The sequence below is a fragment of the Mycobacterium heidelbergense genome, assembly GCF_050205645.1.
GTDB classification, from domain to species: Bacteria; Actinomycetota; Actinomycetes; order Mycobacteriales; family Mycobacteriaceae; genus Mycobacterium; species Mycobacterium heidelbergense_A.
Genome location: NZ_JBNMQT010000001.1, coordinates 62,823 through 89,333, shown reverse-complemented (window position 1 = coordinate 89,333; position 26,511 = coordinate 62,823). Strand labels below are relative to the sequence as shown.

General features: G+C 68.1%; 24 protein-coding genes. 5 read left to right on the top strand and 19 right to left on the bottom strand.

Annotated features, from left to right (window positions below; translation table 11 throughout):
• Positions 1 to 2: 2 nt before the first annotated feature.
• Positions 3 to 401 (top strand): ATPase, encoded by a 399-nt coding sequence (locus ACQI5H_RS00435; protein WP_427077476.1) that lies wholly within the window; start codon positions 3 to 5, stop codon positions 399 to 401.
• Here the strand turns inward: ACQI5H_RS00435 and ACQI5H_RS00430 are convergent.
• Positions 398 to 1,174 carry a DUF4239 domain-containing protein gene (locus ACQI5H_RS00430; RefSeq protein WP_427077475.1) on the bottom strand — a complete coding sequence of 259 codons (777 nt, stop codon included), beginning with the start codon at positions 1,172 to 1,174 and terminating at the stop codon, positions 398 to 400. The two genes, ACQI5H_RS00435 and ACQI5H_RS00430, sit on opposite strands and share 4 nt — an antisense overlap.
• A 61-nt stretch (positions 1,175 to 1,235) precedes the next feature.
• A complete protein-coding gene (gene ppc / locus ACQI5H_RS00425) occupies positions 1,236 to 4,043 on the bottom strand; it encodes a phosphoenolpyruvate carboxylase (protein ID WP_427077474.1) in 2,808 nt (935 codons plus the stop codon).
• 84 nt (positions 4,044 to 4,127) lie between these two features.
• On the opposite strand from ppc, the gene ACQI5H_RS00420 reads away from it, so the two are divergent.
• Positions 4,128 to 4,484 carry a DUF732 domain-containing protein gene (locus ACQI5H_RS00420; protein ID WP_427077473.1) on the top strand — a complete coding sequence of 119 codons (357 nt, stop codon included), beginning with the start codon at positions 4,128 to 4,130 and terminating at the stop codon, positions 4,482 to 4,484.
• Positions 4,485 to 4,490: 6 nt separating this feature from the next.
• Here the strand turns inward: ACQI5H_RS00420 and secG are convergent, their stop codons facing one another.
• From secG to ACQI5H_RS00385, 7 genes are all read right to left on the bottom strand, one after another.
• Positions 4,491 to 4,724 carry a preprotein translocase subunit SecG gene (secG, locus tag ACQI5H_RS00415; RefSeq protein WP_076062956.1) on the bottom strand — a complete coding sequence of 78 codons (234 nt, stop codon included), beginning with the start codon at positions 4,722 to 4,724 and terminating at the stop codon, positions 4,491 to 4,493.
• Positions 4,725 to 4,754: 30 nt separating this feature from the next.
• On the bottom strand, positions 4,755 to 5,540 hold the full coding sequence (gene tpiA / locus ACQI5H_RS00410) for a triose-phosphate isomerase (protein WP_427077472.1): 786 nt from the start codon (positions 5,538 to 5,540) through the stop codon (positions 4,755 to 4,757).
• Entirely contained in the window at positions 5,537 to 6,772 is a 1,236-nt protein-coding gene (locus ACQI5H_RS00405) for a phosphoglycerate kinase (RefSeq protein WP_427077471.1), read from the bottom strand. Before ACQI5H_RS00405 ends, tpiA begins: the two co-directional genes overlap by 4 nt.
• A 3-nt stretch (positions 6,773 to 6,775) precedes the next feature.
• Positions 6,776 to 7,807: a type I glyceraldehyde-3-phosphate dehydrogenase gene (gene gap, locus ACQI5H_RS00400; protein WP_427077470.1), complete on the bottom strand. Its 1,032-nt coding sequence runs from the start codon at positions 7,805 to 7,807 to the stop codon at positions 6,776 to 6,778.
• Between the two features lie 98 nt (positions 7,808 to 7,905).
• On the bottom strand, positions 7,906 to 9,321 hold the full coding sequence (locus ACQI5H_RS00395; RefSeq protein ID WP_427077469.1) for a phytoene desaturase family protein: 1,416 nt from the start codon (positions 9,319 to 9,321) through the stop codon (positions 7,906 to 7,908).
• Positions 9,318 to 11,075, bottom strand: a complete 1,758-nt coding sequence (locus ACQI5H_RS00390) for a DUF3556 domain-containing protein (RefSeq protein WP_427077468.1) — start codon at positions 11,073 to 11,075, stop codon at positions 9,318 to 9,320. The genes ACQI5H_RS00395 and ACQI5H_RS00390 overlap by 4 nt, the downstream gene beginning before the upstream one ends.
• Before the next feature lie 44 nt (positions 11,076 to 11,119).
• Entirely contained in the window at positions 11,120 to 11,578 is a 459-nt protein-coding gene (locus tag ACQI5H_RS00385; protein WP_427077467.1) for a hypothetical protein, read from the bottom strand.
• 78 nt (positions 11,579 to 11,656) lie between these two features.
• Between ACQI5H_RS00385 and ACQI5H_RS00380 the strand changes: the two genes are divergently transcribed.
• From ACQI5H_RS00380 to ACQI5H_RS00370, 3 genes are read left to right on the top strand one after another with little or no spacing between them, the layout of a single operon-like run.
• The gene (locus ACQI5H_RS00380) at positions 11,657 to 12,466 is read left to right on the top strand and encodes a 1-acyl-sn-glycerol-3-phosphate acyltransferase (protein ID WP_427077466.1); all 810 of its coding nucleotides are present in this window, start codon (positions 11,657 to 11,659) and stop codon (positions 12,464 to 12,466) included.
• Between the two features lie 3 nt (positions 12,467 to 12,469).
• Positions 12,470 to 14,092 carry an acyl-CoA ligase FadD12 gene (gene fadD12, locus ACQI5H_RS00375; protein WP_427077465.1) on the top strand — a complete coding sequence of 541 codons (1,623 nt, stop codon included), beginning with the start codon at positions 12,470 to 12,472 and terminating at the stop codon, positions 14,090 to 14,092.
• The gene (locus ACQI5H_RS00370; RefSeq protein WP_427077464.1) at positions 14,092 to 15,357 is read left to right on the top strand and encodes an alpha/beta hydrolase; all 1,266 of its coding nucleotides are present in this window, start codon (positions 14,092 to 14,094) and stop codon (positions 15,355 to 15,357) included. Before fadD12 ends, ACQI5H_RS00370 begins: the two co-directional genes overlap by 1 nt.
• On the opposite strand, the gene ACQI5H_RS00365 is transcribed toward ACQI5H_RS00370, so the two are convergent.
• The 10 genes from ACQI5H_RS00365 to ACQI5H_RS00320 all read right to left on the bottom strand — a co-directional run bounded on the left by ACQI5H_RS00365 (position 15,354) and on the right by ACQI5H_RS00320 (position 26,163).
• Positions 15,354 to 16,742: a WS/DGAT/MGAT family O-acyltransferase gene (locus ACQI5H_RS00365; RefSeq protein ID WP_427077463.1), complete on the bottom strand. Its 1,389-nt coding sequence runs from the start codon at positions 16,740 to 16,742 to the stop codon at positions 15,354 to 15,356. The genes ACQI5H_RS00370 and ACQI5H_RS00365 overlap by 4 nt on opposite strands.
• A gap of 52 nt (positions 16,743 to 16,794) precedes the next feature.
• The gene (whiA, locus tag ACQI5H_RS00360) at positions 16,795 to 17,772 is read right to left on the bottom strand and encodes a DNA-binding protein WhiA (RefSeq protein WP_427077647.1); all 978 of its coding nucleotides are present in this window, start codon (positions 17,770 to 17,772) and stop codon (positions 16,795 to 16,797) included.
• Positions 17,769 to 18,806, bottom strand: a complete 1,038-nt coding sequence (locus ACQI5H_RS00355) for a YvcK family protein (RefSeq protein WP_427077462.1) — start codon at positions 18,804 to 18,806, stop codon at positions 17,769 to 17,771. Before ACQI5H_RS00355 ends, whiA begins: the two co-directional genes overlap by 4 nt.
• A complete protein-coding gene (rapZ, locus tag ACQI5H_RS00350; RefSeq protein WP_427077461.1) occupies positions 18,803 to 19,714 on the bottom strand; it encodes an RNase adapter RapZ in 912 nt (303 codons plus the stop codon). The genes ACQI5H_RS00355 and rapZ overlap by 4 nt, the downstream gene beginning before the upstream one ends.
• 3 nt (positions 19,715 to 19,717) lie before the next feature.
• Positions 19,718 to 21,646 carry an excinuclease ABC subunit UvrC gene (gene uvrC / locus ACQI5H_RS00345; RefSeq protein ID WP_076125056.1) on the bottom strand — a complete coding sequence of 643 codons (1,929 nt, stop codon included), beginning with the start codon at positions 21,644 to 21,646 and terminating at the stop codon, positions 19,718 to 19,720.
• A 19-nt stretch (positions 21,647 to 21,665) separates the two neighbouring features.
• Positions 21,666 to 23,108, bottom strand: a complete 1,443-nt coding sequence (locus ACQI5H_RS00340) for an HNH endonuclease signature motif containing protein (protein WP_427077460.1) — start codon at positions 23,106 to 23,108, stop codon at positions 21,666 to 21,668.
• 153 nt (positions 23,109 to 23,261) lie between these two features.
• Positions 23,262 to 23,930, bottom strand: a complete 669-nt coding sequence (locus ACQI5H_RS00335) for a hypothetical protein (RefSeq protein WP_427077459.1) — start codon at positions 23,928 to 23,930, stop codon at positions 23,262 to 23,264.
• Positions 23,931 to 23,948: 18 nt separating this feature from the next.
• Positions 23,949 to 24,410 (bottom strand): PH domain-containing protein, encoded by a 462-nt coding sequence (locus tag ACQI5H_RS00330; protein ID WP_427077458.1) that lies wholly within the window; start codon positions 24,408 to 24,410, stop codon positions 23,949 to 23,951.
• On the bottom strand, positions 24,407 to 24,889 hold the full coding sequence (gene ribH, locus ACQI5H_RS00325) for a 6,7-dimethyl-8-ribityllumazine synthase (RefSeq protein WP_076125048.1): 483 nt from the start codon (positions 24,887 to 24,889) through the stop codon (positions 24,407 to 24,409). The genes ACQI5H_RS00330 and ribH overlap by 4 nt, the downstream gene beginning before the upstream one ends.
• A complete protein-coding gene (locus ACQI5H_RS00320) occupies positions 24,886 to 26,163 on the bottom strand; it encodes a bifunctional 3,4-dihydroxy-2-butanone-4-phosphate synthase/GTP cyclohydrolase II (protein ID WP_076062989.1) in 1,278 nt (425 codons plus the stop codon). Before ACQI5H_RS00320 ends, ribH begins: the two co-directional genes overlap by 4 nt.
• Positions 26,164 to 26,511: the final 348 nt, after the last annotated feature.

Below are 26,511 nucleotides of genomic sequence, written 5' to 3'. Positions count from 1 at the left end.
TAATGACGTTCATGGCAGACAAAACGGTGCGCAACGGGCCCGAGCGAAGCCGGATCAAGACCCTCACCCAGGCGGCGCTCAACGCCGACAAGACGGTGGAACAGGTCGAAGACGTGCTCGACGGCCTGGGCAGGACGATGGTCGAGCTGAACAGCTCGCTGTCGGCCCTGAACGCGACGGTGGAACGCCTGGAGAGCGGCCTGGATCATCTGGAGGGCGTGCTGCACAGCCTGGACAATCTCGCCCAGCGGCTGATCGCGCTCGTCGAGCCGGTGGAGGCGATCGTCCAGCGGATCGACTACATGGTCGGGGTGGGCGAGACGGTGATGTCCCCCTTGTCGGTCACCGAGCACGCGGTGCGCGGCGTGCTGGATCGGCTGCGCAACCGGACGGTGCACTAGGTTCCGCGGTCGACCGCGTCGAAAACCTCCACCGCGTGCCCAAACGGCTCCGAGGTGATCGCATGGTCGGTCTCGGACGGGTGGTCGAGTGAGAAGTCGATGCACAGCAGCAGGCCAAGCAGGACGGCGACCGCGCTGGATAGGAGTGCCTGGCCGAGGGTGCTGCCCAGGCGCAGAAAACCCGTAAGGCCTACCAGGACAACCCCGCCGAAGATCAGTCCCAACCACAGCAGCGCCGGTATCCGCGGCTTGGTCGCGATCATGCGCTGGGTGCGATGGGACGACAGCACGCTCAACTCGCTGAGGAACTGGGAATTGATCGCGCTCGACGCGGCACCCGGCGCCGGATTGCCGGCGATGCGGTACATCTGCGTTATGGCGGCGCGTGCGCTGTCGCGGGCGCCGTCACCGGCCTGCTTTGTCGAATCGGAACCGGCCACGGCGGTCGCGTACTGGCGCAACAGTTGCTGAATCTGGGGTCGCTCCGCTTCCGGCATGGCGACGGTCTGCCGGTACAGCGTCGTCAGTGCCGACGCCTCGTTGGCGACGATGACCTGGGTGGCGGAAAACTGTTGCCAGGTGACGACCACGGTGAACCCGAGCAGCGCGCCGTAGACAAGACCGACGATCGCGACGAACGGCGACATGGCCGAATCGTGTAGTTTTCCTTCGCCGGACAGGACACGATTGCCGAACCATACGCTGACCACCGCGAGCACAATCGCGATGGCGACGACGCTGACAAGAATCAACCAAAGAGACGGCGCACCCATCGCCCGAGACCTTACTGCGCAGTCGCGGCGGTGACGGCCATCCGCGCGCGCATGTCGGTAATTACCCGCTGTTGCGCAGCGCGCTGGAGAGGCCGTTCATGGTCAGCAGAATCCCGCGCTGGACCAATTCGTCCTCGTCGCCCGAGCGGTAGCGGCGCAGCAGTTCCACCTGAAGGTGGTTCAGCGGCTCCAGGTACGGGAACCGGTTGAACACCGAACGCGCCAGCGCCGGGTTGTCGGCAAGGAGGTCGTCGTGACCGGTGATGAGTTTGTGCATGGCGATGGTGCGCCGATGTTCGTCGACGATCTTGTCGAATACCCTGCGGCGCAAGGATTCGTCGGCCACCAGCTCGGCGTAGCGGGCGGCCAGGCCCAGGTCGCTCTTGGCCAGCACCTGCGCCATGTTCGATAGCACGCTCGCGAAGAACGGCCACCGCTCGTACAGCTCGTGCAGCGTCGCCACCCGGTCGGCTTCGCTTTCCGGACCCGCCGCGATCCACTGTTCGAACGCCGATCCGGTGCCGTACCAACCGGGCAGCATGACTCGCGACTGGCTCCACGCCAGCACCCACGGGATGGCGCGCAGGTCCGCGATCGACTCGGTGGGCTTGCGCGAGGCGGGCCGGCTGCCGATGTTCAGCGACCCGATCTCGCTGACCGGTGTCGATGCCTTGAAGTATTCGACGAAACCCGGTGTGTCGTGCACCAGTTCGGCGTAGGCGCGCCGCGCGAGGGTCGCCACCTCGTCGAGCACCGCATACGCCGGCTCGGCTGCCTCGCCGAGACCCTCGACGTCGAGCAGCGTGGACTCCAGCGTCGCGGCCACCAGGCTCTCCAGATTGCGCCGCGCCAACTGGGGTTCGGCGTACTTGGCGGCGATCACCTCACCCTGCTCGGTGAGGCGCAGCGATCCGTTCACCGCTCCCGGCGGTTGCGCCAGGATCGCTTGATAGCTGGGCCCGCCACCGCGTCCGACGGTGCCACCGCGACCGTGGAAGAGCCGCAACCGAATTCCGGTCTTGCGGGCCACCTCGACCAGGGAGAGCTCCGCCCGGTACACCGCCCAGCTGGAGGCAAGGTAACCGCCGTCCTTGTTGGAGTCGGAATAGCCCAGCATCACCTCCTGCGAGTCGCCACGCGCGGAGACGAGCGCCCGATATACCGGCAATTCCAGCATCGCGTGCAGAATCGCGGCGCCGTTGTGCAGATCGTCGATCGTCTCGAACAGCGGCGAAATGCCCACCGGGCAGTAGGGTTCCGGCCCGGAGGCGTCCAGCAGGCCGGCCTCCTTCAGCAGGATCGCGGCCTCCAGCACGTCCGACACCGACTGGCACATCGAGATCACGTAGTTGGGCACCGCGGCGGGTCCGTACCGCCGGACGGCGTGGGCGGCGGCGGCCATCACACCAAGCTCGCCGCGCGCCAGGTCGGACAATTCCGCGCGCTCGCCGAGCAGCGGGCGGCGGGTGCTCAGTTCGGCCGCCAGCAGCTCGACCCGCTCGTCTTCGCCCAACGAGCCGTAGTCCGGGTGCACACCCGCCCACGCCAGCAGCTCGCCGATCACCTCTTGGTGCACGTCGGAGTTTTGCCGCATGTCGAGGCCGCACAGGTGAAAACCGAAGACGCCCACGCCTTCCCGCAATAGCGCCAGCCGGTCGTCGGCCAGCAGCGCGCTGCCGTGGGCACGCAGCGAAGCATCGACGGTGTCGAGGTCGGCGCGCAACTCGGCCGGCGTGACATACCGCGTCAGGCCCAGGTCGAGCTCGTGCTGCGGTTGCCGGTCCAGGATCTCGGCGGCGGTCGCGGTGAGCCGGCCACGGATCACCCGCACGGCACGCCGGTACGGCTCGTCGGCCCGGGCGTTCTCCGGGCAGGCGTCGGCCAGCTCGGCCAGCTCTGGAGTGACGCTGACCAGTCGCGCCGACAGCGACAGTTCCTGCTCGAGGTCGGTGAGCTCGGCCAGGTAGTGCGCCACCGCGGTGAACGCGGCGCTGCCGGTGGCCCGGCGGACCACCTCGGCGGTGACGTTCGGGTTTCCGTCGCGGTCACCACCGATCCAGGAGCCGGGTTGCAGGATCGGCCCGGCGAGCAGCTCGGCGTCCGGCCAACGGGCGCGCAGCGCGTCGCGAACCTCGCTGTTCACTTGCGGGATCACCTCGAACAATGCGGCCGGGTAGTAGCGCAGCCCGACGTCGATCTCGTCGGTGATCTGCAGCCTCGAGAGCCGGATCAGCGCGGTCTGCCACAGGGTGAGGACCTGGCGCCGCAGCTCGAGTTCGATGTCGCGGCCGTCGTCGGTCTGGGTGTGGCCCTCGGCGTGCAGTCGCATCAGGCCGGTGATCCGGTGCTGGGTGACGAAGACGGTGCGCCGGCGGGTCTCGGTGGGATGGGCGGTGATGACCGGGGAGACCAGGGCACCCTTCAGGGCATCGGCCACCGTGGCCGAATTCAGTTCCGCGAGATCGAGTTTCGCGTAGGTGGCGGCGAGGCTGCTGTCTTGGGGCGGTTCGCCGGCGTCGACGTGGATGGCGCGGCGGCGTTCGCGGTGGATGTCTTCGGCGACGTTGGCCAGCAACGCAAAATGGCTGAACGCCCGGATGATCGGGATCGCGAGGTGGATGTCGAGACCGGAGAACATCGCCGCCATATCGGCCCGGTCGATCTCGGAGCGCCGCACCCGGAAGGATTCCACCCGGGCGCGTTCCACGAGGTCGAACACCTCGTCACCGTTCTGTTCACGCACGGTGTCGCCGAGGATCGCGCCGAGCAGCCTGATGTCGGCGCGCATCGGCTCGGTTGCCTCGCGACCGGTCGCGGTCCGCTGGACCGCACCGATCGGCTCCAGCGCGGTGTCGGGAGCCTCAGCCATGCGTCCCAGTATCGGTGCGGATCCCCGGTGTGTCGCGCCGTGGATTTCCCGCCCGGCGTTGTGACGAATGGCTAGTCTGCCGACATGCCCTCACCTCGCTGCTTGGCCGCGTTGGCCATTCCGATGATTGCTAGCGCTGTCCTGCTGGGTAGCGCGGCGACCGCGATCGCCACCACTCCCGCCGATGACGCATACCTCGCGAAGCTGCGCGCCGTCGGCCTCACCTGGCCACCCCAGACCGAAGAGGCGCTCATCGGAGAGGCGCACCTCATCTGCTACGACCTCACTTGGGGTTGGACGCCACAAGAGATCGCCGACGACATCCACACCCACCTGGACAAGAGAGGCGTGACGTTGTTGGACATCGGGACGATGGTCAACGCCGCACACTCGATCTATTGCCCCGGCAACGTGTGCGATGCCCCCAGCCTGTGCACGTGACCGCTGTCAGCGGTACTTGATCTGCAGGGCCATGCCGATGATGCACACCAGCCAGATGCCGGTGATGAACAGCGTCAACCGGTCCAGGTTCTTCTCGACCACGGTCGACCCGGACAGGCTGGACTGCACGCCGCCGCCGAACAGCGTCGACAGGCCGCCGCCCTTGGCGCGGTGCAGCAGCACCAGCAACACCACCAGGATGCTGGTGACCACTAGGGTGATCTGCAGGGCCAATTGCATGACGTGCAGCCTACCGGCTTCGCGGGGGCATCACGGCAGCGGCCCGCCGGCGGCGATGGCCGCCAGCGTCGCGAACTGCTCGCCGTCCAGCGACGCGCCCCCGACGAGGCCGCCGTCGACGTCGTTCTGGGCGACGATTTCGCCGATGTTCTTCGCGTTCACCGAGCCGCCGTAGAGCACCCGGACGCCCTCGGCGATCTTTGAGGAGGCGAGGGACGCCAACTCTTTGCGAATCGCCGCGCACACCTCCTGGGCGTCGCCCGCGCTGGCCACCCGGCCGGTTCCGATCGCCCAGACCGGCTCGTAGGCGATGACGACCTGGCCGATCTGCTCGGCCGAAAGGCCCGCCAGCGAGCCGCGCAGCTGCTTCTCGCAGTGGCCGACGTGCTCGCCGGCCTCCCGGACCTCCAGGTGTTCGCCGATGCAGACGATCGGCGTCAGCTCGTTCTTCAGGGCGGCCGTCGCCTTAGCGGCCACCAGGTCGTCGTCCTCGTTGTGGTAGGTGCGCCGCTCGGAGTGCCCGACGATGACGAAGGAGCAGCCCAGCTTGGCCAGGAAGGCGCCGCTGATGTCGCCGGTGTAGGCGCCCGACTCGTGCTGGGACAGGTCCTGCGCGCCGTAGGTCAGCCGCAGCTTGTCGCCGTCGACCAGGGTCTGCACGCTGCGCAGGTTGGTGAACGGCGGGATCACCGTGACGTCGACCTTGTCGTAGTACTTGTCGGGCAGCGCGAAGGCGATCTTCTGCACCAGCGCGATCGCCTCGAAGTGATTGAGGTTCATCTTCCAGTTGCCGGCGATCAGGGGCTTGCGGCTCACGAGACTCCTCCACTTGGCTGCGGCCGGCCCAGTACCTCGATGCCGGGCAGCGTCTTGCCCTCCAGGTATTCCAGCGATGCGCCCCCACCGGTGGAGATGTGCGAAAAGGCGTCCTCGGGGATGCCGAGCGCGCGCACCGCCGCCGCGGAGTCGCCGCCGCCGACCACGCTGAAGGCGCCCTTGCCGGTCGCGGCGACGATCGCCTCGGCCACGCCCTTGGTGCCCGCCGCGAAGGCGGAGAACTCGAACACACCCATCGGGCCGTTCCAGAAGACGGTCTCGGCGTTGGACAGCAGCGCGGCGAACCGTCGCACCGACTCGGGTCCGACGTCCAGGCCCATCTTGTCGTCCGGGATCCGGTCCGCGGCCACGGTCTCCGGCGGCGAGTCGGCGGCGAACTTCTCCGCCACCACGATGTCCACCGGGAGCCGCAGCACGTCGGCGTAGGTCTCGCTCAACCTGCGGCACGTGTCGATCATGTCGGTCTCAAGCAGGGATGTGCCCACCGAAAGGCCCTGCGCGGCAAGGAAAGTGAAGCACATGCCGCCGCCGATCACAATGCTGTCGGCCTTGGTCGCCAGCGACTCGATGACGCCGAGCTTGTCGGACACCTTCGACCCGCCGAGCACCACCGCGTACGGGCGCTTGGTCGAGGCCGTCAGCTGCTCGAGCACCCGGATCTCCTCGGCGACCAGCGTGCCGGCGTAGTGCGGCAGCAGGGTGGCGACGTCGTACACGGAGGCTTGCTTGCGGTGCACCACCCCGAAGCCGTCGGAGACGAAAGCTCCTCCCGGCGAAACCAGTTCGGCCAGCAGCTTGGCCAGGGCGAGTCGCTCGCCGTCGTCCTTGCTGGTCTCCCGCGGGTCGAATCGCACGTTCTCCAGCAACAGGACGTCGCCGTCGGTCAACCCCTCGGCGCGGGCCAGCGCGTCGCCGCCCACCACGTCGCCGGCCAATTGCACGTGCCGGCCCAGCTGTTCACCGAGCGCGGCGGCCACCGGCGCCAGCGACAGCGCGGGGTCGGGTGCGCCCTTGGGGCGGCCCAGGTGCGCGGCGATGACCACCTTGGCGCCGGCTTCGGCCAGCGCCCTCAACGTCGGGACGGACGCGGTGATGCGGCCCGGGTCGGTGATGACGCCCGCATCGAGAGGAACGTTCAGGTCGGAGCGCACCAGCACGGCGCGACCTGAAACACCTTCCGCCAGAAGGTCTTCGAGGCTGGGAACGGACACGGTCTACAGCGACTTGCCAACCAGTGCGACCAGGTCGACGAGGCGGTTGGAGTAACCCCACTCGTTGTCGTACCACGACACCACCTTGGCATGGTTGGCGATCACCTTGGTCAGGCCGGAGTCGAAGATGGAGCTGTGCGGGTCGGTGACGATGTCGCTGGAGACGATCGGCGCGTCGTAGTACTTCAGGATGCCCTTGAGCCGGCCCTCGGCGGCGGCCTTGAACGCCGCGTTGATCTCCTCGACGCTGGCGGACTTGGACAGGTCGGCGGTCAGGTCGGTCACCGAGCCGGTGGGAATCGGCACGCGCAGCGCATACCCGTCGAGCTTGCCCTTCAGGTTGGGCATCACCAGGCCGATGGCCTTGGCCGCGCCGGTAGAGGTCGGCACGATGTTCAGCGCGGCGGCGCGGGCCCGACGCAGGTCCTTGTGCGGGCCGTCCTGCAGGTTCTGATCCTGCGTGTAGGCGTGGATGGTGGTCATCAGGCCCCGGTCGATGCCGAATTCGTCGTCGAGCACTTTGGCAAGCGGCGCAAGGCAGTTCGTGGTGCACGACGCGTTGGAGATGATGTTCTGGCTGCCGTCGTACTTGTCGTCGTTGACCCCGAGCACGATCGTGATGTCCTCGTCGGTCGCGGGCGCGGAGATGATCACTTTCTTCGCGCCGGCGTCCAGGTGGCCTTTGGCCTTGGCCGCGTTGGTGAACAGTCCGGTGGATTCCACGACGACGTCGACGCCGAGGTCGCCCCAGGGCAGCGCCGCCGGGCCCTCCCGGACCTCGAGCGCCTTGATTTTCGCGGGGCCCACGACGATGGTGTCGTCGCCTTCGAGGCTGACGTCGTGGGGCAGCCGGCCGAGGATCGAGTCGAATTTGAGCAGGTGCGCCAGCGTGCTGTTGTCAGTGATGTCGTTGACGGCGATCACCTCCACGTCGGCCCCGGGCGCAAAAAGGCCCTGCTCCTGTTGGGCCAGTAGGGCCCGGTAGAAGTTGCGTCCGATTCGACCGAAGCCGTTGATGCCTACTCGGACCGTCACTTGTCTCTCCCTGTCTGATCGCTGATGAAACTGCTCGCCGTCAGCCTAGATCAGTAGCGACAACGGTTGCTGGGCCTCCCCCTCGGAGGTGACCTGCGTTACCCGCGCAGGCGCCGCAGCGCCGCGGTGGCGGCGTGGTAGCCGCACAGCCCGTGGATACCGGCTCCCGGCGGCGCGGACTGCGAGCACAGGTAGACACCCGGAACACCGGTCGCGTACGGGTTGACGGCGACGCGCGGGCGCAGCACCACCTGCAGGCCGTCGTTGGCGCCACCGATGATGTCGCCGCCGATGAAGTTCGGGTTGTAGGCCTGCAGGTCGGCGGCGCTCTTGCTGACGGACGCCAGGATGCGGTCGCGGAATCCCGGGGCGAAGCGCTCGATCTGGTCGACGACGGCGGCGGTGGCGTCGCCGGTGTAGCCGAACGGCACGTGCGCGTATGCCCAGATCGGGTTGACGTTGCCGGCCGACCGGGACGGGTCGGCCAGGTACTGCTGCCCGACGAGCACGAACGGCCGCGCCGCCATCTTGCCTTGCGCGCGTTGACGTTCGGTGTCCGCGATCTCGGCGAAGGTGCCCCCGAGGTGGACGGTGCCGGCGCGGGTGCAGTCGGGGTTCGTCCACGGGATATCGCCCTCGATCGCGAAGTCGACCTTGAACGCCGACGCCCCCTGGCGGTAGCGCCGGTAGGACCGCTTGATCCGGCCCGGCATCACGTCGCCGTATATCGACAGCACCGCCGCGGGGCTCAGGTCCAGCATCACGATGTCGGCGTCGGGGATGTCCCTGCGGCTCGACACCATCACCCCGGTAGCCACGCCGCCGCCGTGCGCGGCCAGGGCCGCGGCCAGGGCCCGGGTGATCGATCCGGATCCGCCCTCGGCGACGGGCCAGCCATAGCGGTGGCCGCTGGCCAGGATCATCAGCCCGAGCGACGCGGTGAGCGGGCGATCCAGCCGGGTGTAGACGTGCGCGGCAGCACCGCCGAACAACGCGCGCGCCGGCTCCGTGCGAAACCAGCGCGCCAGGACCGTGGCCGGCAGCGCCGCGCGTGGACCGAACGCCGCGAGGCGGACGGGGTGATGCGGGATGTTGATCACCGGGCGGAGCAGATCCTGGGCCAGTTGGTCGAACCCGGCCGCGAGATCGCCGACGGCCCGCCGCCACCGGGCGCCGTCGGGCCCCAGGCGGGCGGTGGTCTCTTCGATCGAGCGGTACAGCACACCGGCGCTGCCGTCGTCGAGCGGGTGCGCGCAGTCGATCTCCGGCCACTTCCACACCAATCCGTAGCGTGGAAGGTCGATCTCCTTCCAGAACGGCGAACCCACGGCCAAGGGATGAAACGCCGAGCAATGGTCGTGAATCACTCCGGGCAGCGTCAGCTCACCGGAGCGCGCTCCCCCGCCGATCGTGTCGCGGGCCTCCAGCACCTGGACGTCGACACCGTGGCGGGCGAGCTGGATCGCGGCGGCCAGACCGTTGGGGCCGGCCCCGACGACGACCGCCTTTGTCATGACTCGGGATGAATCACGTTTTGCGTGGTGACGTGGACCGGGAACTCGTCGCCCGGCTCGGCCCACGGCTGCCGCGACAGCATGTCCTCGATGGTGACGTAGCCCGCCTCGATCAGTCCGGTCTTGGCGTCGAGGATGCGGTACCACTGTTTCTGGATGTGGATCGGTTGGCCCTCCAGGACGATTACGCGAAGATCGCCGTCCTCGAGGTGGCAGCGCCGCTGTACGGCTTCCAGTAGCTGCTCGTTGTGCAGATGACCCTCACCGAAGTTCCACCCGACCAATGGCCCGGCGACCACCTCGCCCTCACGAATCTTGTAGTCGGCTTCGTTGTCGATCGCGCGGGCTAACAACGCGTTGAGCACTCGGCCGTGTAGGTGCATCGCGCGGAAGGCCGCGACCTTGTCGGCCATGATTTCGGCCGTCGCGGGGCCGTAGAGCTTGGCCAGCTGATTGACGACGAGCGCAGAGCTCTTGACGACTTCGGCGTCGACCTTCTCCTCGATGCCCGCGCGGAAGCACCACACGCTGCAGGCCCAGTTGCCGGCGTAGTAGCGCATCGCGGGGAGGAACGAAACCTTCTCGGGGAACATGTTTCCCACGATCACGACGGCTACCACGACGACCATGAGCGCCAGCAGCAGCGGCGAGGAAAGGTCGGTGGCGCGGATCGCGCCGTAGTGCCCGAACAGGTAGAACAGCGAGAAGATGAAGAACACGTTCCACTCCAACGGGACTCCCATCGGGAGGTTGGAAATGATGTTGAGGTGGAAGATCACCATGAACCCGATGAGAAACCACCGCCACGGCTGATCGCCGGCGACGAACACCAGGACCGTGGGGACGATGAACTCCGCTGTGGTGCCGCCGACGTGGGCCATGAGTTTCGGAAGCAAGCTGGGTCGTAGGTCGTTGACGTGGTCGCGGTAGAGCAGGTGCTTGATCGGCAGGAACAGCTTGGGCCGCAACAGCGCGTTGTTGCTTGTCATCACCGACACGACGTAGGGGAAGTGGTGGTTGAGCTTGGAGGTCGCCGCCCCCCACCAGAGCAGCAGCATGATGATCTTGAACGCCGCGATCTGATCGGTGAACGGGAAAAAGAAGACGAACAGCTTCAGCCAGTAGTGTTCCCCGCGCGCGGCCAGGAAGATGGTCTTGTCGCGCAGGCCCAGCAGCGCCAGGGCGACGATCGTCGGGATCACCACGACGGGGTCGATCAGCCCGACATCCCCTGCGCCGGTGACCGGCCCCCCGTACCCGGGTGACAGCAGCGCCCACACCGCGCCGGCCAACACGATGGCATAGAGCGCGACGTCGGCGAGCGTGCGGGAATCACCGCGGGTGCGCGGAACCTTATCCGGCCACGCGGGCAGTCGAATCGTGTTGGGCCGCAACCAATACAGGACTCCACCGATGGGAGGCATGAACCGCCCGGTCAGCGGGCCCGATCCGCAGCCGAGGCCCAGGACCTCGAACAGCAGCGTGAAGATGACGACCTTCTGATACACGATCGGCTGTGTCCACCAATCGCCGATGCGGCCCAGGCCGCCGAGTCCCGGGGTCAGCGAGATGATGGCGGCCGGGGCGGCGACGTACACCGCGATCTTGATCAGGTAGAGCAGATACACCGCATAGGGTGTTCCGAAGCCGTGTTCGGCCCAATGACGGGTCACGACCTGCAGCCGCGTTGCCCGTGGCAGGGTCGGCCAGGTGTCGTGATCGACGTCCGGAAGCTCCGGTGACATGAATCCCATGGCTGGCCTCTCTGTCGCCGAAAACGGCTGCGGCAAGCGCTATTTCAGCCGAACCGCTGGCGCAGCCCTTCGATCATTCCATCGAGTGATTGCAGTTCCTGTTCTTCGCCGCGCAGCATGCGCCGGAAGTTGGCGGCGCCTTCGGCGTCGCGATTGGACTCGCAGACGGCGATCGCCTGCTGATACCGGTCGATCCGGTGCTCACTGAGCCGCCGGCTCTGGGCGAGCAGGCGCAGGAAGTAGTCGGCCTGCCGGCGATCGGCCATCGCGGCCGCGGCGGCGGAAAAATCGGCATCGTGATTGCCGTCGACCGGCTCGGAGCGAGCCACGCCGCGCCGGGATGGACGTGTCCGTCGGTCCAGAGCGGTGCCCGACCTGTGGGGAGCGACCGAGCGCGACGCGCGCTCGTCGGGCGAACCGGCGAAGTCCATCTGTTCTCTCAACTGGACGTTTGGCGAAGGGACGGGCCGTAACCATACCCCGCCCGACGCCGCCCGGTCCACACGCGGATTCCGGCCGCTCACACCGGGCTCGCTACCATCGAGGAACCTCAGCGCGGCAAGGAAGCCTCAAGGAGAACCGTGAGCGACACCGACAGCCCAGATATCGGAGACATCGGCAAATTCGACCCTGGCACCACCCAGCGGTTGATGAGCGCGATGCGTCCGTTCCTGAAGACATACTTCCGCTCTGAGGTGCACGGGCTGGACGCGTTCCCGCCCGGCGGGGCGCTGGTCGTCGCAAACCACTCCGGCGGCATGTTCCCGATGGACGTCCCGATCTTCAGCGTCGACTTCTACGAGAAGTTCGGCTACGACCGGCCGGTCTACACGCTGAGCCACGACATCCTGTTCATGGGTCCGACGGCGCCGCTGTTCCGGCGCGCAGGCTACATCCGGGCCAACCGCGAGAACGCGGCGAGGGCGCTGCGGGCCGGCGGCGTGGTCGTGGTCTTCCCCGGCGGCGACTACGACGCATACCGGCCCACGCTGTCGGAGAACGTCATCGACTTCAACGGCCGCAAGGGCTACGTCAGCACGGCGATCGAGGCCGGTGTGCCGATCGTCCCGGCCGTGTCCATCGGCGGCCAAGAGACCCAGCTCTATCTGTCCCGCGGCACCTGGCTGGCCGAACGGCTGGGCATCAAGCGCCTGCTGCGCAGCGCCATCATGCCGGTTTCGTTCGGCTTCCCCTTCGGGTTCAGCGCCGTGATCCCGCCCAACCTGCCGCTGCCCAGCAAGCTCGTGATGCAACTGCTGGAACCGATCGACATCGCCGCGCAATTCGGCGAGGACCCGGACGTCGACGAGGTCGACGAGCATGTCCGGTCGGTGATGCAGGACGGCCTGACCACGCTCGCGTCCGGCCGCCGCTTCCCGATTCTGGGCTGAGCCATGGCATCTCGTCTCAACCAGGCCCTCGGCATCATCACCACCCTGAGGCGCGCCGGAATGATCGCGCCGATGCGGCCCGACCGCTACCTGAAGATCGCCGCCGCGATGCGTCGCGAGGGCATGGGCATCACGGTCGGTTTCGCCGGCGCCGCGCAGCGCTGCCCGGACCGCCCCGGGCTGGTCGACGAGCTGGGCACGCTGACGTGGCGCCAGCTCGACGAAAACATCGACGCGCTGGCCGCGGCGCTACAGAAGCTGCCCGGCGGCCGGGTCATCGGGATCATGTGCCGCAATCACCGGGGCTTCGTGGAATCGCTGGTGGCCGGCAACCGGATCGGCTCCGACATTCTGCTCCTCAACACGTCGTTCGCCGGGCCGGCGCTGGCTGGCGTCGTCAACCGCGAAGGCGTCGACACCGTCATCTACGACGAGGAGTTCACCGCGACGGTCGACCGCGCGCTCGCCGACAATCCCGACGCCACCCGCATCCTGGCCTGGACTGACCGCGAGCACGAGTCGGCCTTGAAAAGGCTAGAGGAACTCGTCGCCGATCACGCCGGGCAGCGGCCCGAGCGCACCGGCCGCAAGGGCAGGATGATCCTGCTCACCTCCGGAACCACCGGAACACCCAAGGGCGCCAACCAGACTGGCGGCAACGCCGGGATCGGCACGCTCAAGGCGATCCTGGACCGCACGCCGTGGCGGGCGGAGGAGCCCATCGTGATCGTCGCGCCGATGTTTCACGCGTGGGGATTTTCGCAGCTGGTGTTCGCCGCATCGATGGCCTGCACGGTGATCACCCGGCGCAAATTCGACCCGGAGGCCACACTGGATCTCATCGACCGGCACCGGGCGACCGGCCTGGCGGTGGTCCCGGTGATGTTCGACCGCATCATGGATCTGCCCGACGAGGTACGAAACCGGTACAGCTGCAAGTCATTACGGTTCGCCGCGGCTTCCGGTTCGCGGATGCGTCCGGATGTGGTGATCGCGTTCATGGACCAGTTCGGCGACGTGATTTACAACAACTACAACGCGACCGAGGCAGGCATGATCGCCACCGCCACGCCGGAAGACCTGCGCGCCGCGCCGGACACGGCGGGACGGCCCGCGGGCGGGACCGAAATCCGGATCCTGGACCCGGATTTCAACGAGGTGCCCACCGGCGAGGTGGGCAGCATCTACGTCCACAACGACACCCAGTTCGAGGGCTACACCTCGGGCACCACCAAGGATTTCCACGCCGGGTTCATGTCGTCGGGAGACGTCGGCTACCTCGACGAGGCCGGACGGCTGTTCGTCGTCGGCCGCGACGACGAGATGATCGTCTCCGGCGGCGAGAACGTCTACCCGATCGAGGTCGAGAAGACGCTGGCGGCGCACTCCGACGTGGCGGAGGCCGCCGTGATCGGCGTCGACGACGAGCAGTACGGCCAGCGGCTGGCGGCGTTTGTGGTGCTCGAACCCGGCGCGTCCGCCACGCCCGATGAGCTCAAGCAACACGTGCGGGAGAACCTGGCCAACTATAAGGTGCCCCGCGAAATATCGGTCCTCGACGAGCTCCCCCGCGGCAGCACCGGCAAGATCCTGCGGGCCGAATTGCAATCGCGGGTCAACGGCTGATGCGACCGATGCTCAGGAAGCCGCGGCCGCTGGCCCGCGCGGTAGTCGAATTCATCAACGCCGCCAACGGATTACGCCCGCTGGCCCGCAAAGGCTATCCCACCGTCGCGGTGTTCTGGTTCGGCTGGCCCACGTCGGAGGTGCCTGGCGTGTACTTCACGGCGTCGCTACTCGACGCGCTGCGCCGCGGCCGGCGCGGCGACTTCGCCGGGCGGCGGGGAAAGGCGGCGCTGGCCCTGACCGCCGCGTCCTGGGCGATCCTGGGGGTGATCCGCTGGCGCGGCGTCACCACCCCGGGCCCGGTGCTGGAGGCCGGGCTGCGCGAGCAGCTGGGAGCCGACTACGCCGAGGCGCTGGCCGAACTGCCGCAGACCGAGCCCAAGCGCCGCGGGCGGCGCAACCTACCGCTGGGCAACACCGTGGCCCGGCGGCGCTATGTCGAGAAGACGAACGTCGTGTCCTATGGGCCGCACGGCCGGGCGAACCTGGCCGACATCTGGCGCCGCCGCGACCTGCCGCGCGACGGCAAGGCGCCGGTGCTGGTTCAGGTGCCCGGCGGCGCCTGGGTGATCGGAATGCGCCGTCCCCAGGCCTATCCCCTGATGAGCCACCTGGCCGCCCGCGGCTGGGTATGCGTGTCGGTCGGCTATCGGGTTTCCCCGATGCACACCTGGCCCGACCACATCGTCGACGTCAAGCGGGCGCTGGCCTGGGTCAAGGAGAACATCGCGCGTTACGGCGGGGATCCCGATTTCGTCGCCATCACCGGCGGCTCCGCCGGCGGTCACCTGGCCGCGCTGGCGGCGCTGACGCCCAATGACCCCAAATTCCAGCCGGGCTTCGAAGATGCCGACACATCGGTGGTCGCCGCGGTCCCGGTGTACGGGCGCTACGACTGGTTCTCCACCGAGGGCGAGGGTCGCCCGGAATTCGTCCGGTTGCTCGAAAAGTTTGTGGTGAAGCGGAAATTCGCGGACCACCGCGATATCTACGTCGACGCGTCGCCGATCCGGCGGCTGCGGGCGGACGCGCCGCCGTTCTTCGTCTTGCACGGCGCCGACGATTCCCTCATTCCGGTCGGCGAAGCCCGCGAATTCGCCGAGGAACTGCGCGGCGTGTCGAAGTCGCCGGTGGCCTACGCCGAATTGCCCGGCGCCCAACACGGTTTCGACATTTTCGGTTCGCCGCGGGCGCACCAAGCCGCCGAGGCCGTGGCGCGGTTTCTGTCCTGGGTGTACGCGACCGGCTATCCGGGCCGCGACTAGGCCAGCGCCGCCGCTTTCTCGAGTTCGGTCAGCGCCGGTTCGATCGCGTCGGCCATGTCGTCGATGTCGTTGGCCACCTCGGGCGTGGTGACGAAGCCGAAGTCCAGGTAGTCGGTGTAGGAGAAGCAGGTGACGTTCAGGGCGATGTCCATCACCGGCGGCCCGAGCGGAACCAGCGAGTCGAGCTTGGCCCCCGCCATGTACAACGGGAACGGCGGACCGGGGACATTGGATATAACCAGGTTGAGCGGAGCCAGGTTTCGCGATAGGCCGGTGGCCGTGTAGGCACGCGCGGCCAGGTGCAGCAGCCCGGGCGGGGTGGTCTCGGTCAGCCCCATGATCTGATGCGCCGACAGCGCCTTGGCCATTCCCTTGGCGCTTTGCGTGCTTTCGTGGATGGCGCGCAGCCGCTCGGCGGGGTCGTCGATATCGGTGGCCAGGGACGCGGTCATCGAGCTGATCTTGTTGCCGATCTCGTCCTTGTTCTCGTCGGTTCGAGTCGAGACGGGGATCTGCGCGATCAGCGGTTTGGTGGGCAGCTCACCACGTTTCTGCAAGTATTCGCGCGCGGCACCGGCGACCAGTGCGAGCACGACGTCGTTGAGCTTGACGTCGTAGGCGTCCTTGACGGCCTTGGCGCGGGCCAGCTCGACGCGGCAGCCGGTGACCCGCCGGTGCGGGGACACCGGCGCGTTGAACCGGGTCTTGGGCGCCTCGAAGTAGCGCGGCGGCCGGCTGGCGATGCCCAACGCCGCGACCTGCTGGCGCACCGTCTGTTCGACCAGCCGGGCGATGCGGAAGGGCGTCTTGACGCCGACGTTGATGAGCGCGCCCACCGCGCGCCGCTCCAGGCCGGGAAGCTGGAAGCCCACCAGCGATCCGACCGTTTCCTGTTGCGGCGGACGGGGTTCCGGCGTCACGTCCAGCAGGATTTCACCCAGCCCGGCCCCCGATACCCCGTCGACGATGGCGTGGTGCATCTTGGTCAGCGTAGCGATCCGGCCACCCTCGACGCCCTCGATGACCCACAGTTCCCACAGCGGCCGGGAGCGATCCAGCTTGTAGGACATCAGCCGGCCCACCAGCTCCTCGAGTTCGCGGCGACTACCCGGAGCGGGGACGCCTATGCGGCGGACGTGGAAGTCGATGTCGAGTTCCTCGTCCTCGACGAACCACGGCCGGTCCAGCCCGAGGGGCGCGCCGGTGACCCGCCAGCGCAACTGCGGTATCTCGGGCAGCCGCTCGATGAGCAGTTCGCGCAGGCGCTGAAAGCTGTAGTCGGGCGCGTCGCTGGGATCGCAGATCGCCAACGCACCCACATGCATATGCCAGCCCGACGTTTCGGCCGACCAGAACGCCGCATCAACACTCGATAGCCGCTTCATGCGATGACCGTAGCCCTCCCCCACCCCTTGCGCCCAGCAATCCGCTGGTTAGCTAGGCATCTTCCAAAAGGTCTGGCGTTACCGCCGACTCGGTGTCGGGGATGCCTTCGACCTTCGCCTTACGGTCGGCCATCGAGAGCAATCGCCGAATACGGCCCGCCACAGCGTCTTTCGTCATCGGAGGGTCCGCCAGGCGGCCGAGCTCCTCGAGGGAAGCCTGCCGGTGCTCGACGCGCAACTTGCCGGCCGACGCCAGATGGTCGGGGACGCTGTCGCCCAGTATCTCCAATGCCCGCTCCACCCGGGCCGCCGCCGCGACCGCGGCCCGCGCCGAGCGGCGCAGGTTGGCGTCGTCGAAATTGGCGAGGCGGTTGGCCGTCGCGCGCACCTCGCGACGCATCCGGCGCTCCTCCCAGATCACCCGGGTGTCCTGGGCGCCCATCCGCGTCAGCAGCGCGCCGATCGCCTCGCCGTCGCGCACCACCACCCGGTCGGCGCCACGGACCTCGCGGGCCTTCGCGCTGACGCCCAGCCGGCGGGCGGCGCCCACCAAGGCCAGCGCGGCCTCCGGGCCGGGGCAGCTGACCTCCAATGCCGACGAGCGGCCGGGCTCGGTCAACGAGCCGTGCGCCAGGAAGGCTCCCCGCCACGCCGCTTCGGCGTCGGTGATGCTGCCGCCCACCACCTGTGCGGGCAGACCCCGCACCGGACGGCCCCGCATGTCGAGCAGGCCCGTCTGGCGTGCCAGCGCCTCACCGTCGTTGGCCACCCGCAGCACGTACCGCGTGCTCTTGCGAATTCCGCTGGCAGACAACACATGCACGACCGCGTTGTAGCCGTACAGGTCGAAGATGTCCTTGCGCAGCCGCCGCGCGATGTTGCCCAGATCCACCTCGGCCTCGACCAGGACACGCCCGCCCACGATGTGCAACCCACCGGCGAAGCGCAACAGGGAAGTGACTTCCGCCCGACGCGCGCTGACCGATTTCACGACCAGGCGGCTCAGCTCGTCCTTGACTTCGGTCGTCATCGCCACGCGTCGTCACTCCTCGTATCGCTGTCGACCCGAATCTCCGCGGTGGTCCTAGACGAAGGCAGTCCCGGGGCCTTGGGGCCCCCTCGGACCCCGTCCAGGGCCGCCGCGAGCTTGCCCGGGTCATGTAAAGGTCTACCAGGTGTAGCCACGTCGGCGAAGTGGACCTCGGCCTGCAGCAGCGTCGCGGTGCGGCGCAGCTGCTCGCGCTCCCGCTCACTCGGCACCCGTTCGGCGTCGATGATGATGTCGTGGACGGTGAACCCGGGCGCATGCTGGGCGAGCACGTGCAGATGCCGTTCCACCGAGAATCCGGCCGTCTCCCCCGGCTCGGCGACCAGGTTGAGCACCAGGGCACGCCGCGCGCTGGTCCTGCGCAGCGCCGCGGCCAGATCCGGCACCAACACGTGCGGGATCACGCTGGTGAACCAGGAACCGGGACCCAGCACCACCAGGTCGGCGGCCATGATGGCGTCCACCGCCTGCCGGGTCGCCGGCGGGTCGGCGGGAAGCAGCCGGACCCGCCGCACCTTGCCTGGCGTGGTGGCGATCGCCACCTGGCCGCGGATCAGCCGGAACATCCGCGGGTCGGACTCCAGGCCGGAGACGTCGGCCTCGATCTCCAGCGCTATCGGGCACATCGGCAACACCCTGCCCTTGACCCCGAGGATGCGGCCGAGCTCGTCCAGCGCGGCGACCGGATCGGCCAATACCTCGTTGAGCCCGGCAAGCATCAGGTTGCCGATCGGATGCCCGGCCAGCGCGCCGCTGCCGCCGAATCGGTGCTGCAGGATGGTCGCCCACAGTCGTCCGTACGGACTGTCGGATGCCAACGCCGCCAACGCCATTCGCAAATCGCCCGGCGGGATGACATCCAGTTCGCTGCGCAACCGGCCGGACGAGCCACCATCGTCGGCGACGGTGACCACGGCGGTGACGTAGGGGGTCAGCCGGCGGGCGGCGGACAGCGTCGCGTGCAATCCGTGTCCGCCCCCGAGGGCAACGATGCCCTCGCTATTCGGTGAACTCATTCGCGGCCCAGATCCCGGTGCAGCACCCGCACCGACAGTTGCGCATTGCCCCCCAGCAGCTGCATCAAGGCCTCGGCGATCGCGACGCTGCGATGCTTGCCGCCGGTGCAGCCAATGGCGACCGTCATGTATCGCTTGCCCTCCCGGCGGTAGCCGCCGACGACCAGAGATAGCAATCGATGGTAGGCGTCGAGAAACTCGGTAGCGCCGGGTTGACCCAACACGTAATCGCGCACCGCCGGGTGTTGGCCGGTGAGCGGGCGCAGCTCGTCGACCCAGTGCGGGTTGGGCAGGAATCGCACGTCCATGACCATGTCGGCGTCCATCGGCAGGCCGTACTTGAAGCCGAACGACTCGACGGTGACGCTGGTGGTCCCGGCGCCGTCGCCGCCGAAGGCTCGCTCGATGTTTTCCCTCAGGCCCCGCACCGACAAGGTCGACGTGTCGATGATCAGGTCCGCGGTGGCGCGAACCGGGGCCAGCATCGCGCGCTCGGCGGCGATACCCTCGGCCAGGGTCTGCTCGCCCTGCAAGGGATGGCTGCGGCGGTTCTGTTCGTAGCGGCGGACCAACATGTCGTCGGACGCCTCCATGAACACCACGCGCGGGGTGATGTTGCGGGTGGCCAGTTCGGTGCGCACCGAGTCCAAATCGCCGGTGAATCCCCGTGATCGAACGTCCATCACCACCGCGAGCTGGGTGATCCGCGACCCGGCGGCCAGTCCGAAGTCCACCATCCGGGTGATCAGCTCGGGCGGCAGGTTGTCGGCGACGTACCAGCCGAGGTCCTCGAGCACCTTCGCCGCGGTACCGCGTCCGGCCCCGGACAATCCGGTCACCAGGACGACGTCGATGCCGGCCGCGGCATCGCCCGGGCGGCCCTGCGCCAAGTCACCGTGACTCGTCATAGGTCAATCCTGGGGTCGCAGCGCTTCGAGGACGGCCGTGGCGGTTGCCACGCCGATACCCGGGACGGCGGTGATCTGGTCGACGGTGGCCTCCTTGAGGCGGGCTAGCGAGCCGAAATGCGTTACCAGCGCCTTACGGCGATGTTCTCCCAATCCTGGCACCGAATCCAGCGCCGAGGCGGTCATTCGCTTGGATCGCTTGCTGCGATGGTAGGCGATGGCGAACCGGTGTGCCTCGTCGCGCACGCGCTGCAGCAAATAGAGTCCCTCGCTGTTGCGCGGCATAATGACGGGATCCGGCTCGGACGGCACCCACACCTCTTCCAGCCGCTTGGCCAGGCCTATCACCGCCACGTCGGTGATGCCGAGCTCGTCGAGCACCGCGCTGGCCGCGTTGACCTGGGGCGCGCCACCGTCGACGACGTAGAGGTTGGGCGGGTAGGCGAACCGGCGCGATTTTCCTTCCGGCGAAAGCATATTCGGATCGTTCTGCTCGCTCAGATGGCGCGCGAACCGCCGCCGCGTCACCTCGGCGATGGAGGCGACGTCGTCGGAGCGTCCCTGCCCCGCGGCTTCCCGGATCCCGAAGTGGCGATAGTCCGATTTGCGCGGCATGCCGTCCTCGAACACCACCAACGAGCCCACCACGTCGGTGCCCTGCACGTGGCTGATGTCGACACATTCGATCCGCAGCGGCGCGTCGGCCAAGCCCAGGGCGTCCTGAATATTCTGCAGCGCAGCGGATCTGGCGTTGAAGTCACCGGCCCGCTTCAGCTTGTGTTGCTGCAGCGCCTCTTTCGCGTTGCGCTGCACGGTTTCGGCCAGGGCGCGCTTATCCCCCCGGCGCGGCACCCTTAAGGTGACGCGCGAACCGCGCAGGCCGGACAGCCAGCTGGCCAACTCGTCGGCGTTCGACGGCAGGCAGGGCACCAGCACCTCGCGGGGCACCGGGTTGGTGGATTCGTCGGCGGCGCCGTCCAGCTCGGCCTGTTCGCCGTAGAACTGGGTGAGAAATTGTTCGACCAACCGCTCCTCGCCGGATTCGCCTGGGTCCCCGGACTTTTCGACGATCCAGCCGCGCTGGCCGCGAACCCGCCCGCCACGGACGTGGAACACCTGCACGGCCGCTTCGAGTTCGTCGTCGGCGAAGGCCACCACGTCGGCGTCGGTGCCGTCGCCGAGCACCACGGCCTGCTTCTCCATGGCCCGCTTCAGTGCGGACAGGTCGTCGCGAAGCCGCGCGGCCCGTTCGAAATCGAGTTGGTCTGCCGCGGCGTTCATCTGCTGTTCTAGCTCGCGGGCAAAACGGTCGGTCTTGCCGGACAAGAAATCGCAGAAGTCCACGACGATTTGGCGATGTTGTTCGGCGCTGACCCTGCCGATGCACGGCGCCGAGCATTTGTCGATGTAGCCGAGCAGGCACGGGCGGTCGATCTGCTTGTGCCGCTTGAACACTCCGGCCGAGCAGGTTCGCGCCGGGAACACCCGGGTGAGCAGGTCCAGCGTTTCCCGGATCGCCCATGCGTGGGAGTACGGCCCGAAATAGCGGACGCCCTTGCGCCGCGGGCCGCGATAGACCATCAGCCTGGGAAACTCCTCGTTGAGGGTGACGGCCAGGACCGGATAGGACTTGTCGTCGCGGTAGCGAACGTTGAACCGCGGATCGAATTCCTTGATCCAGTTGTATTCCAGCTGCAGCGCCTCGACTTCGGTGTTGACCACCGTCCACTCGACCTTGGCCGCGGTGGTCACCATCTGCCGGGTGCGCGGGTGTAGGCCGGCGACGTCGGCGAAGTATGACGTCAGCCGGCTACGCAGGCTCTTGGCCTTGCCGACGTAGATGACTCGCCCGTGCGGGTCCCGGAATCGGTAGACGCCGGGCTCGACCGGGATGGACCCGGGCGCGGGGCGATACGTCGCGGGATCTGGCACGTATCCAGGCTAGTAGCCGCTAGAAGGGCGGCGGCTCGTCGGGATCGGCGGGTGGGGCGGGGCCGGTGGGCACCGTTTGGGTGGCCAGCCGCGCCGCCCGGTTGTGGCGGCGCTCGGTGTTGATGCGGCGGGCCCGGTTCTGGGTGCGGGTGGTGCGGCGCCTCGGCATCATCGCGCTGCGCTCACCGCAGCGGATTTCCGGTGGCGCCCCTGGCGCGGGTGGCTCGCCGGTGGGTGCGCACAGCGATGGGAATAGCAGGGCGCTGGCGGGGGTGGTGACGTAGGTGTGCCCGTCGGGCAGCGTCCAGATCAGCGTGCCGTCGGGCAGTTGTTGGTCACGCCAGCCCCAGAACGTTTTGAGCAAATGATGAAGCCGGCACAAGCATTTCAGGTTCGACGGATGCGTCGCCCCACCCTCGGCGTAGGGCACGGTGTGGTCGATATCGCAACGAGTGGCCGGGCGATCACAGCCCGGGGCCCGACACGTCAGATCCCGGCACCGGATGAACTCGGCCAGCTTGGCCGACGGCGTGTACTGCGGCTCGGCGCCCGTCGGAGGGATCAGGGGCTGCAGGCGCGCGGAGGCGGCCAGCTCGGTGATCAGCTCGGCGGGGATAAGCCCCTCACCCCCGAGCAGCACGCCGGGCGCCGTCCCGCGGCCCTCGACGGTGGCCTGCTCGGCGATCAGGTGGATCACCACCGTGCTCTTCGCCGCCGCCGGGTGGCAGTCGGGGCTCCCGCAGCCGCACACCAGCGTCTCGGCGCCGGCGGCCAGCGCTCCGAGCGCATCGGCACGCCGCTGCGCCTTGGTGCGCGGATCACCCTCACACACCGTGCCCGCCAACTCATCCAGGCGGCGATCCAGCGCCTGGCCGGTGGTGGCGAACACGCTGGCTTCCAGCCAGGCCATCCCCGACTCGTTGGCCCGCACATCGACATGACGCTCCTCGGCGGCTGTGGTCGCCCGGCGCTGCGCATCGCGATCAACCCCGGCCACGATCTGATCCACCGCGGCGGCCAACCCGCCGCGGGTCAGCGACGGGCGGCGCACCAGCAGCGCCGCCACCCGCGCATCCACGATCGCCAGCACCGCGGCATCCGTGATCAGATCGGTGCGAAACACGATCGCCTGAAACGCCCGATAGTCAATCTCCCCGGCCGCGAACAGCTCGCCCACCCGCGGCAGCCGCTCGCGCAGCGCCATCGCATAACGCAGGTAGCTATGGCCCATCACCACGCTGCACCCCAGCGCGGCGGCCACCTGCGCGGCCACCGCGTCCCAGGTATCGGTGGCCCAGTCGGCGCGTTCCCCGGTCGCGCGGCAGCGCAGCATCAACAACTCACCCACGGCAACCAACCGCTCCGCGGCCGCCCGCGCCTCCGCACGCCCCGCCTCGCGGACCCGATCCAGCAGCACCGTTGACTCCGGCGTCGGCCGCGAAGCCTCCACGTATTCGAACATGTGTTCGAGCGTAACAGGCCCGGACGACAACAAGCCCGCACGTTCGCCGCAGGGGTACACGGACCGACAATCCACAGATCAAGCAGCCATCGAAATCGTCCGCGGGCAGGCCCGGCTGTCGGCTATCGGGTGTAGTAGCCCCGGACGACAACCTCAGGTGGTCCGGCGGTCGATCTGCGCACGACGCTTCGAAGCCCAGTCCGTCATCGGGAATCCCGGCTTGACGTCGCAGGCCGACAGCATCAAAACCACCCTCGACAACGCGGCCAGCCCATAGTCACAAGTCCAGTCCGGACGGGTCATGGTCCAGACCAGGACGCCATCGTCGGTAGCGCCGAAGAAGCTGAGTCGCATCGGCCGAAACGCTCCGCTTGGGGACACGCCGATTGCGTCGCCGTGACAATTCGACACGGCCCCAAAGCCTTTCGAGATGACGTCGTGGATCTTCAAGGTGCGGTCATAGGTGTCGACCGATTCGGCGTACAGTGCCTGGCCGCTGAGTCGGTACGCGGATTCGGCGCGGTCGGATGATCCGCCGGGCCGCAGCGGCGAACCCTTGAACAGCAGTGCCGCCGAGCATTCCGGCGGCCGAGCGCTGGTGAAGTAGTTGTCACCCACCGAGGTCGCGGTCGCCGGACCGAGCGGGGTGGCATCCCCGTCCGGCAGAAGGAACTCGTGCGCCGATATCGCCCGGTGCGCATTCGCGGGGACCTCCGGCTGGCCGGGAGCCCGCACCGCTCTGCCCGTCACCGAGGTTGCGCAACCGCTCACCATCACCGCCGCGATGACCAGCGCGACAGCCGCCCGCACGTGACGTGCCATCGGGCGATGGTACAGCGCTCAGCCGGCGTGCGGGCGGTATCGCGCCAGCAGCGACCGGACGGTGTCCATAGCCTCCACAGCACGGTCCTTGTCGACGGCCTGGATCGCCATCACCGGGATGTACTCGTCGTCGGGCAGATCGACTCGCGCCCATCGGTGACCGGCGGGAAACGACACGCCAACCACATCGGACCACGGAATCAGCCTGTAGCCGAACAGGTTTCGCACCGAAATGCCAGGCGGTCCCACCCGCAGTCGCGGCCGCGCGAACAACAGGACGCCGCCCGCGATGATCAGGCCCAGTACGGCGATCGCCACCTGATCGGAGGTCTGGAAGATCACCCCGCTGGACTTCATTTTGAGCAGCACGCCGACCGCGATATGCACGGCCGCGATCAGAAACGCTGCGATGTAAGCAAATAACGGTGTCCGGTAGGGGCGCAGCTCGACATCCCAGGCGTCGCGGTTCGGCGGAGTCACGACCCAGCGCGCAGGTCGCGCAGGGTGAGCGCGGCGGCCAGGGCCGCGCCGGTCGCCTGGGCCCCTTTGTCCTCGGCCGATTCCGGAAGCCCGGCCCGGTCGCGCGCCTGCTCCTCGTTGTTGGTCGTGAGCACCCCATTGCCGACCGGCGTGGAAGCGTCCAGCGAGACCCGGGTCAGGCCCTGTGTCACCGCGTCGCAGACGTAGTCGAAATGCGGTGTCTGGCCCCGTATCACGACACCGAGAGCGACGACCGCGTCATGGCTACGAGCAAGTTCCTGGGCAACGACGGGAATCTCGATCGCGCCGAGCACGCGGACCACCGTCGGGTTGCCGACACCCGAATCGGCCGCCACTTTCAGCGCGCCGGCCAACAGCGCGTCGCAGATTTCCCGGTGCCAGGTGCTGGCGACGATGCCCAGGCGCACGCCTGCCGCGTCGAGCGCCGGAATCTCCGGCACACCGGCGCCACCGCTCACAAAGCACCGCCGAATTCACCCGGCAAATGGACGGATTCGTGGAAATCGTCCAGGCCCGCCAGGTCGTGGCCCATCTTGTCGCGCTTGGTCAGCAGGTAGCGGATGTTCTCCGCGTTGGCCCGCACCGGAAGCGGCACGCGCTCGATGATGTGCAAGCCGTAGCCGTCCAGGCCGACTCGCTTGGCCGGGTTGTTGGTCAGCAACCGCATCGAGCGGACTCCGAGGTCGACGAGAATCTGCGCGCCGATGCCGTAATCCCTTGCGTCGGCCGGTAATCCAAGCTTCAGGTTGGCGTCGACGGTGTCTTCGCCGGCGTCCTGCAGCTGGTAGGCCTGCAGCTTGTGCATCAGGCCGATTCCGCGGCCCTCGTGGCCGCGCATGTAGAGCACGACGCCGCGACCCTCGCGCGCGACCATCGCCATGGCGGCGTCGAGCTGCGGCCCGCAGTCGCAGCGGCGTGACCCGAAAACGTCACCGGTCAGGCACTCGGAGTGCACGCGCACCAACACGTCGTCGCCCTCGCCGCTCGGCCCGGCGATATCGCCACGGACCAGCGCCACGTGTTCGACGTCCTCGTAGATGCTGGCATAGCCGATCGCGCGAAACTCGCCGTGGCGGGTCGGGATTCGCGCTTCGGCGATCCGCTCGATGTGCTTCTCGTGCTTGCGCCGCCACTCGATCAAGTCGGCGATGGTGATCAACGCGAGGTCGTGCTCGTCGGCGAAGACCCGCAGTTCGTCGGTCTGGGCCATCGCGCCTTCGTCCTTCTGGCTGACGATCTCGCAGATGGCGCCCGCGGGTTGCAGGCCGGCCATCCGGGCCAGATCGACCGCGGCCTCGGTGTGGCCGGGACGGCGCAGCACACCACCGTCCTTGGCGCGCAACGGAACTACGTGGCCGGGACGGGTGAAATCTTCGGCCAGGCTGGTGGGATCGGCCAGTAGCCGCATCGTGGTGGCCCGGTCGGACGCCGAAATTCCGGTGCCCACACCCTTTCTTGCGTCGACGGTGACGGTGTAGGCGGTGCCGTGCTTGTCCTGGTTCACCGCGTACATCGGCAGCAGGCCGAGCCGATCACAGATCGCGCCATCCAGCGGCACACACAGATAGCCCGAGGTGTAGCGGACCATGAAGGCCACCATCTCCGGTGTCGCCTTTTCGGCGGCGAAGATCAGGTCGCCCTCGTTCTCGCGCTCCTCGTCATCGATGACGATGACGGCCTTACCGGCCGCGATGTCGGCAACCGCCCTCTCGACGGAGTCCAACCTCGTCATCTTGGCTACCTTGCTGTCGTAAGGGCCCGCATGAGGAGCCCGGCGTTGCATTCAGTATGAACCACCGCCGCCCCACAGTTATTGCCACGGCTTTTCGGCGGGATGCGGGGACTCGCCCGGTAGCCCCGAGCAACTCCTTGCAGTGACGCCTCCGTCAAAAACGGCGTGCCCGCCAGGCTCGCTGGTGCGCCAGCTGACCAGGGAAGACGTGGTCGCGGGACGGCCACCGGAGGGCGCGCAACGTAAGTCCGGCGTAAGTCGCAGTTAAGTGCCAGATGTGAGATCGAGCCGAGACACCGGAATCGGTTTCGCGCCCATTCCGGTCGGGAATTGCAGTGTCATGACTAT

Coding starts and splice junctions, on each gene's coding strand:
- ACQI5H_RS00435 (WP_427077476.1), top strand. CDS start 3: ATGACGTTCATGGCAGACAAAACGGTGCGCAACGGGCCCGAGCGAAGC.
- ACQI5H_RS00430 (WP_427077475.1), bottom strand. CDS start 1,174: ATGGGTGCGCCGTCTCTTTGGTTGATTCTTGTCAGCGTCGTCGCCATC.
- ppc (WP_427077474.1), bottom strand. CDS start 4,043: ATGGCTGAGGCTCCCGACACCGCGCTGGAGCCGATCGGTGCGGTCCAG.
- ACQI5H_RS00420 (WP_427077473.1), top strand. CDS start 4,128: ATGCCCTCACCTCGCTGCTTGGCCGCGTTGGCCATTCCGATGATTGCT.
- secG (WP_076062956.1), bottom strand. CDS start 4,724: ATGCAATTGGCCCTGCAGATCACCCTAGTGGTCACCAGCATCCTGGTG.
- ACQI5H_RS00395 (WP_427077469.1), bottom strand. CDS start 9,321: ATGACAAAGGCGGTCGTCGTCGGGGCCGGCCCCAACGGTCTGGCCGCC.
- ACQI5H_RS00390 (WP_427077468.1), bottom strand. CDS start 11,075: ATGGGATTCATGTCACCGGAGCTTCCGGACGTCGATCACGACACCTGG.
- fadD12 (WP_427077465.1), top strand. CDS start 12,470: ATGGCATCTCGTCTCAACCAGGCCCTCGGCATCATCACCACCCTGAGG.
- ACQI5H_RS00370 (WP_427077464.1), top strand. CDS start 14,092: ATGCGACCGATGCTCAGGAAGCCGCGGCCGCTGGCCCGCGCGGTAGTC.
- ACQI5H_RS00365 (WP_427077463.1), bottom strand. CDS start 16,742: ATGAAGCGGCTATCGAGTGTTGATGCGGCGTTCTGGTCGGCCGAAACG.
- whiA (WP_427077647.1), bottom strand. CDS start 17,772: ATGACGACCGAAGTCAAGGACGAGCTGAGCCGCCTGGTCGTGAAATCG.
- ACQI5H_RS00355 (WP_427077462.1), bottom strand. CDS start 18,806: ATGAGTTCACCGAATAGCGAGGGCATCGTTGCCCTCGGGGGCGGACAC.
- rapZ (WP_427077461.1), bottom strand. CDS start 19,714: ATGACGAGTCACGGTGACTTGGCGCAGGGCCGCCCGGGCGATGCCGCG.
- ACQI5H_RS00340 (WP_427077460.1), bottom strand. CDS start 23,108: ATGTTCGAATACGTGGAGGCTTCGCGGCCGACGCCGGAGTCAACGGTG.
- ACQI5H_RS00335 (WP_427077459.1), bottom strand. CDS start 23,930: ATGGCACGTCACGTGCGGGCGGCTGTCGCGCTGGTCATCGCGGCGGTG.
- ACQI5H_RS00320 (WP_076062989.1), bottom strand. CDS start 26,163: ATGACGAGGTTGGACTCCGTCGAGAGGGCGGTTGCCGACATCGCGGCC.